Origin of the sequence: Sulfitobacter sp., assembly GCF_036961165.1 — a bacterium.
GTDB lineage: Bacteria > Pseudomonadota > Alphaproteobacteria > Rhodobacterales > Rhodobacteraceae > Sulfitobacter.
The window spans coordinates 1-5,548 of record NZ_JBALVJ010000134.1; the positions used below are offsets into that span (position 1 = coordinate 1).

Annotated in this window: 3 protein-coding genes and 1 pseudogene; 2 read left to right on the forward strand and 2 right to left on the reverse strand. The window is 52.2% G+C overall.

The window, feature by feature from the left end:
- Window positions 1-618 precede the first annotated feature (618 nt).
- Both V7730_RS21835 and V7730_RS22810 read right to left on the reverse strand, forming a co-directional pair.
- Window positions 619-1,314 carry an IS1595 family transposase gene (locus V7730_RS21835; RefSeq protein WP_335749668.1) on the reverse strand — a complete coding sequence of 232 codons (696 nt, stop codon included), beginning with the start codon at window positions 1,312-1,314 and terminating at the stop codon, window positions 619-621.
- Between the two features lie 66 nt (window positions 1,315-1,380).
- Window positions 1,381-1,614 (reverse strand): annotated as a pseudogene (locus tag V7730_RS22810) (transposase-like zinc-binding domain-containing protein); the annotation flags it as partial.
- 430 nt (window positions 1,615-2,044) lie between these two features.
- Here V7730_RS22810 and V7730_RS21840 point away from each other — a divergent pair.
- Window positions 2,045-3,145, forward strand: a complete 1,101-nt coding sequence (locus tag V7730_RS21840) for an alcohol dehydrogenase family protein (RefSeq protein WP_335749669.1) — start codon at window positions 2,045-2,047, stop codon at window positions 3,143-3,145.
- Window positions 3,146-3,555: 410 nt separating this feature from the next.
- On the forward strand, window positions 3,556-5,355 hold the full coding sequence (locus V7730_RS21845) for an NAD(P)/FAD-dependent oxidoreductase (protein ID WP_335749670.1): 1,800 nt from the start codon (window positions 3,556-3,558) through the stop codon (window positions 5,353-5,355).
- Window positions 5,356-5,548 lie beyond the last annotated feature (193 nt).

Sequence of the window (5,548 nt, forward strand, 5' to 3'; positions counted from 1 at the left end):
GATGCATCTTAGCCAAGCCGCAAAACTGTCCTAAAAAGCAGGACCACTTCAATAGCCGATCTTAGAGCCACCAAGATGTGGGACACTTATCGTTTTAACAGTTTTCATAATCTCTTGCTTATTATTGGATTTATCGTCACGCCATTTAGTATCTTACTGCCTGGGCAGTCATCAGAGAATCGACTCTGTCCGGTGTCCCAACAACCGGTGTCACTGTTACGCCGTGACGGCTTCCACCTACGGTGCGCCCTGGTAAATATGCACGAAGTAACTTGCAGAGTTCCTTCTTCGTTCAATTAATCGTCCAATCACCAGGGAGAGCGTGCAAATGACGATTTGGTCTCATTCCATGAAGCTAGCAGTTGCGACATACGAGTTCGTTAGGGAACGACCCCTTTCGTATACAAGATATGAGTCTTTTCATTGTGATGCCAAAATGGAAAGACATATATTTTCCATACAAGAGAAAAGAAATGCCGTGTCCGCAAATCGTGTTGGGTGAAGTAGCTTTGGGAACACGGAGTTTGGCCAATCTCCCTTTTCGGGATATAGAGTATTCGACGAAATCCTCCAAACGAGGCAAGTCTGCATATTTGGGCTTTGCTTTGTGATGAGCTCTCATATCGCTCGAAACACCTCGATGGGATCGCGCTTCAATGACCGTGCAATGAACCAGCAAATATAGCGGTCAAGATACTTGGTTGCCGGGCCGCGGAAAGGCCGGATGAAGGTCTTGTAGAGTTGGTGGAGCGAGTTGGTATTCTGGATGTGGTAGGCTGACGGGTTGCCGCTCGATGCCGTTTTCGATTTTATCTCGAAATGTGTTATCTGCCTACTCGCGGCAAAATTTCTATAGCCTGAAAATTTATCAGAGCAGAGGACGACATCGGGCGCCACAAATGGCGCAAGTGCGGCCTCAATCGTCTTGTCCCTCCGGTTTGGAATGCGCTCGGCCCGACGCGCGCCATTGCGATCTACCAGAGTCAAAATGGGGAGTTGCCAGCGAGACAGCCCTCGCATCATCGGAACACCCTTCTTCTCATATTCATACCATCGCAAACGCGGCGGCGCGGCGTGGTGTGCCGGATCGCGCAGATGCTTGACCCATTCACGCGATCCCTTCCGCGATTCCCGCTGGAAGGTTTCATCAGCCTCCATGATGCCCGCGAAGGCTTCGGAAGATGATCCAGACAGTCCGTCCAGAATGATCATTCGCCAACGCCAGACAGTGTATTTGTTCAAGCCCAAGGCGTTGGCGAGGCGCCGCACCGGCGAAGGTGGTGCATCCCCCATCATATCGCGCAGAACTTCCAAGAAAAGATCAGGGCGGTGAATGTAACGGATGATCGAGGTAGTTCGCCCTGAGTAAGTTTTGAGGCAGCCCGAGCAGCGATATCGCTGAACATTCGTCTTTGTGATGCCCCATTTCTGGCGCGCTTCGCAGTCGCAGAAGGGGCACTTGTGTTCTTGCTCTGTTCGTGTTTCGATTTCGGCAAGCGCTTCGGACTTTCTACGAACATTCTGAAAGGCGGTGCCTGCTACCGCTATCTGCGCGGGGCTCAGGTGTGAAATCCGATCAAGGAACCGACGAAAATCGTGGTGTCGCATAGGCATCTCCGCAATAGTTTCCGGAGGGATATTGGCCAAATTGTAGTGAAGCGCGTAATGTTACGCTTCACTTTAAATATATCAATGACTTAGACGACTTACTGAGCACATAATATTGCGCCAGCTGAGCGGATAATTTTGCGCGCCACATTGCAAAGATCGATGTCTCCTGCGTTCCGGCAGCTTGCGGCCCAGAGCAGCCATTGAACCTACCATCTGGATGCTGCGGTGCGGCCCGTCGAACCAGTCATTCGTGCATCGCGCAGCATTTTATCGGCTGAAACGTCGGTCACCGGACAAAACTCCCGTACGTTTTGAGATGAGCAATGACCGCTTTGAGAATACTGACAGCTAACCGTACTCGATTATTGATGTCTTTTAGTGCTTGGCCCAGATAGGCTTGTTTGGTGTGATAAATACCTGAAAGAAGCAAAAAATGTCCGATAGCGAAGATAGAATGATGGCCGTCGTGACAACCGGCAACGGCGGATATGAAAAACTTGTTTACAGCTCAGTTCCCAAGCCAGTACCTGGCCCAAACGAGGTTTTGCTACGGGTCCTGGCGGCAGGTGTTAACAATACGGACATCAACACCCGTCTTGGTTGGTACTCGTCAAGCGTGACTACAGACACAAGCGCAACAGCAAATACGCAAGAAGTCCAAGCCCAACAAAAAGCAGATGGCGGATGGAATGGAGCAACGCCATTCCCGCTAATTCAAGGGACAGATTGCTGCGGTATGGTTGTGCAAGTCGGCGATAACGTGACGCAAGATTTGATGAATCAACGTGTTCTCGTTCGCGCCTGCATGCGGCCCAACGGGTATGATGTGATGGACATGGTTTGGATGGCGTCCAACTTTGACGGGGCATTCGCAGAATATGTGAAAGTTCCTGCAACCGAAATTTTCCCAGTTTCCTGTGACTGGTCAGACGAAGAGCTCGCCACGGTTCCGTGCGCTTATGGCACTGCAGAAAATATGCTGCACCGTGCTGGGGTTGCCGTGGGTGACCTTGTATTGGTGACAGGCGCATCCGGTGGGGTCGGTTCCGCTGCCGTTCAACTGGCAAAGCGGCGCGGCGCTAAAGTTGTGGCAATAACCAGTCGTGGAAAAATGGATCAGTTACGTGAATTGGGTGCAGACGTTGTCATTGAACGCGACGAAGATCTTGTGATGCGACTTGGAGAAAGCAGCATTGACGTTGTTGTCGACAACGTTGCTGGTCCGAAGTTTGCGCAAATGCTTAAGGTGTTAAGACGCGGAGGGCGTTACGTTTCGTCGGGTGCAATTGCTGGTCCCGTTGTAAGCTTGGACATGCGCGATATGTATCTCAAAGACATTTCCCTGATTGGGTGTACGGCATGGGATGCTCCTGTGTTTCCAAACTTGGTATCCTACATCGAAAGTAATGAAATTCGCCCACTTGTCGCAAAGGTTTTCCCGCTTCAGCAGATTGCGCAAGCCCAGCAAGAATTTATGGAGAAAGCGCATTTTGGCAACTTCGTCTTGATCCCAGCTCAATCTGTGGATTTATGATCGCTCTCCAAGCTTGCGCGGTTTGCTGACATTCATGCTAAACGCAGCATCGGTAGAAGAGGACTCACAGCCGCCTTCCGCATCGCAGAAAGAACCCTCAATCCGTGGCTGATTGAATGATGACTCCTGCCGTTGATACACTAACTTCTCATCCGGAGCGAACGAGCGCTATCCGCCCTTGCTGCCGTTCGTGTCACTGCCTGACTTCATCGGTGCCACCTCCACAAACAGAAAGAGCGTATGAATTCGCTGCAGGTGCAGCACGATTGCTTTGGGTGTGCGTAATACGAAATCTGAGAACCGTAGTTTTAGCCTGCAACTGACGCTTGCGCACCGATCTTTATGGCATGGGCTTTACAGGTGAGCCAAAGCCTCTCAGTGTAGAATACGTATTCTTGGGAGGAAGAAATATGCTTGATACGACCATTGCAGACCAGACGCAGCGGTTTCTGGATGATTTTAGCGCGGCCCTTTCCGCTAACGATGTGGAACGTGCGACTGGGATGTTCTTGGATGACTGCTACTGGCGTGATCTGGTGGCCTTTACTTGGAACCTGAAAACGGTCGAAGGCCCTGAGCACGTGCGTGACATGCTTCAAAGTCAGCTATCACAAGTAGCACCCTCTAACTTTAAGCTACAGGAGGGGGAGATTCCAACAGAGGAAGACGGTGTAACCACCGCTTGGATCACGTTCGAAACGGCGCAAGGGCGGGGCTGGGGTTTGATACGGCTCAGGGAGGAAAAAATCTGGACCTTGCTGACGGCCCTGCAGGAGCTGAAAGGATTTGAGGAACCCAGTGGCCGCGATCGCCCTATGGGCGCAGAACATGGGGCTGACAAGAACAGCAGAAGCTGGCAAGAACGCCGCGATCACGAACTGAAAACGCTGGGTTCTGAAGATCAGCCCTACACTGTCATCGTTGGGGGTGGTCAGGGTGGTATCGCACTTGGTGCACGGCTGCGTCAGCTGGGCGTGCCGACAATCATCATCGAAAAGAATGACCGTCCCGGCGATAGCTGGCGGAACCGCTACAAGTCGCTCTGCTTGCACGACCCGGTCTGGTACGACCACCTGCCCTACATCAAGTTCCCCGACACGTGGCCAGTTTTCACGCCAAAGGACAAGCTTGGCGATTGGTTGGAAATGTATACCAAGGTGATGGAGTTGAACTACTGGACAAAGTCCGAAGTCACATCAGCCAGCTATGATGAGGCCAGTGGCACCTGGAACGTCAAAGTAAATCGCGATGGCGAGAGTATTACGCTGAAACCCACACAACTGGTGCTGGCCACGGGCATGTCCGGCAAAAAACACATGCCCGTTTTTCCAGGACAGGACAGCTTCAAGGGCACGATCCAGCATTCGTCACAGCACTCAGGTGCCGATGCATGGAAAGGCAAAAAATGCGTCATTATTGGATCGAACAATTCAGCCCATGACATCTGTGCAGCACTTTGGGAAAATGGGGCTGATGTCACTATGGTGCAAAGGTCGTCGACCCATATCGTAAAATCCGACACGCTAATGGATATCGGTCTGGGGGGGCTTTACAGTGAAGAGGCGGTGAACAGCGGCATGACCACGGAAAAGGCCGATATGGTCTTTGCATCGCTACCCTACCGGATCATGCACGAATTTCAGATCCCACTTTATAACCAGATGCGCGAACGGGACGCAGATTTCTACAAAGGGCTTGAGGATGCCGGGTTTAAACTCGACTTCGGCGATGACGAGTCAGGTCTGTTCATGAAATACCTGCGCCGCGGATCGGGCTATTACATTGATGTTGGTGCCAGCCAGCTGATCATTGACGGCCGTGTGAAACTCATGCAGGGCCAGATGAAGGAATACGTCGAAGACGGCGTTATTCTGGCGGATGGTACAAAACTTGAAGCGGATCTTGTTGTGCTTGCCACGGGCTATGGGTCGATGAACGGCTGGGCTGCCGACCTGATCAGCCAAGAGGTTGCGGACAAGGTTGGTAAGGTCTGGGGCTTAGGATCGGACACGACCAAAGACCCCGGCCCGTGGGAGGGCGAGCAGCGCAATATGTGGAAACCGACGCAGCAGGACAATCTGTGGTTCCACGGAGGCAATCTGCACCAATCACGCCATTACTCGCTTTACCTTGCCCTGCAGCTCAAGGCCCGCATGGAGGGGCTTGAGATTCCATTGTATGGCTTGCAAGAGGTTCATCACACGGGCTGATCAATCACAGGCTCGTCACCACCGTGGCGGGCCATCCCTTGCTGCCTTGTGCTGCTGCGCTGTCCACGAAGGTCAGATTGCGACTGGTTGCGCCCTCCGTGCCGATGTTGCGACCAGAGTTTTGCAAAGCCCGCTTCCGGCGGCGATTTCAACGGGTCGACGCAACACTTTAATCTTTAGCCAAAGATGGAGT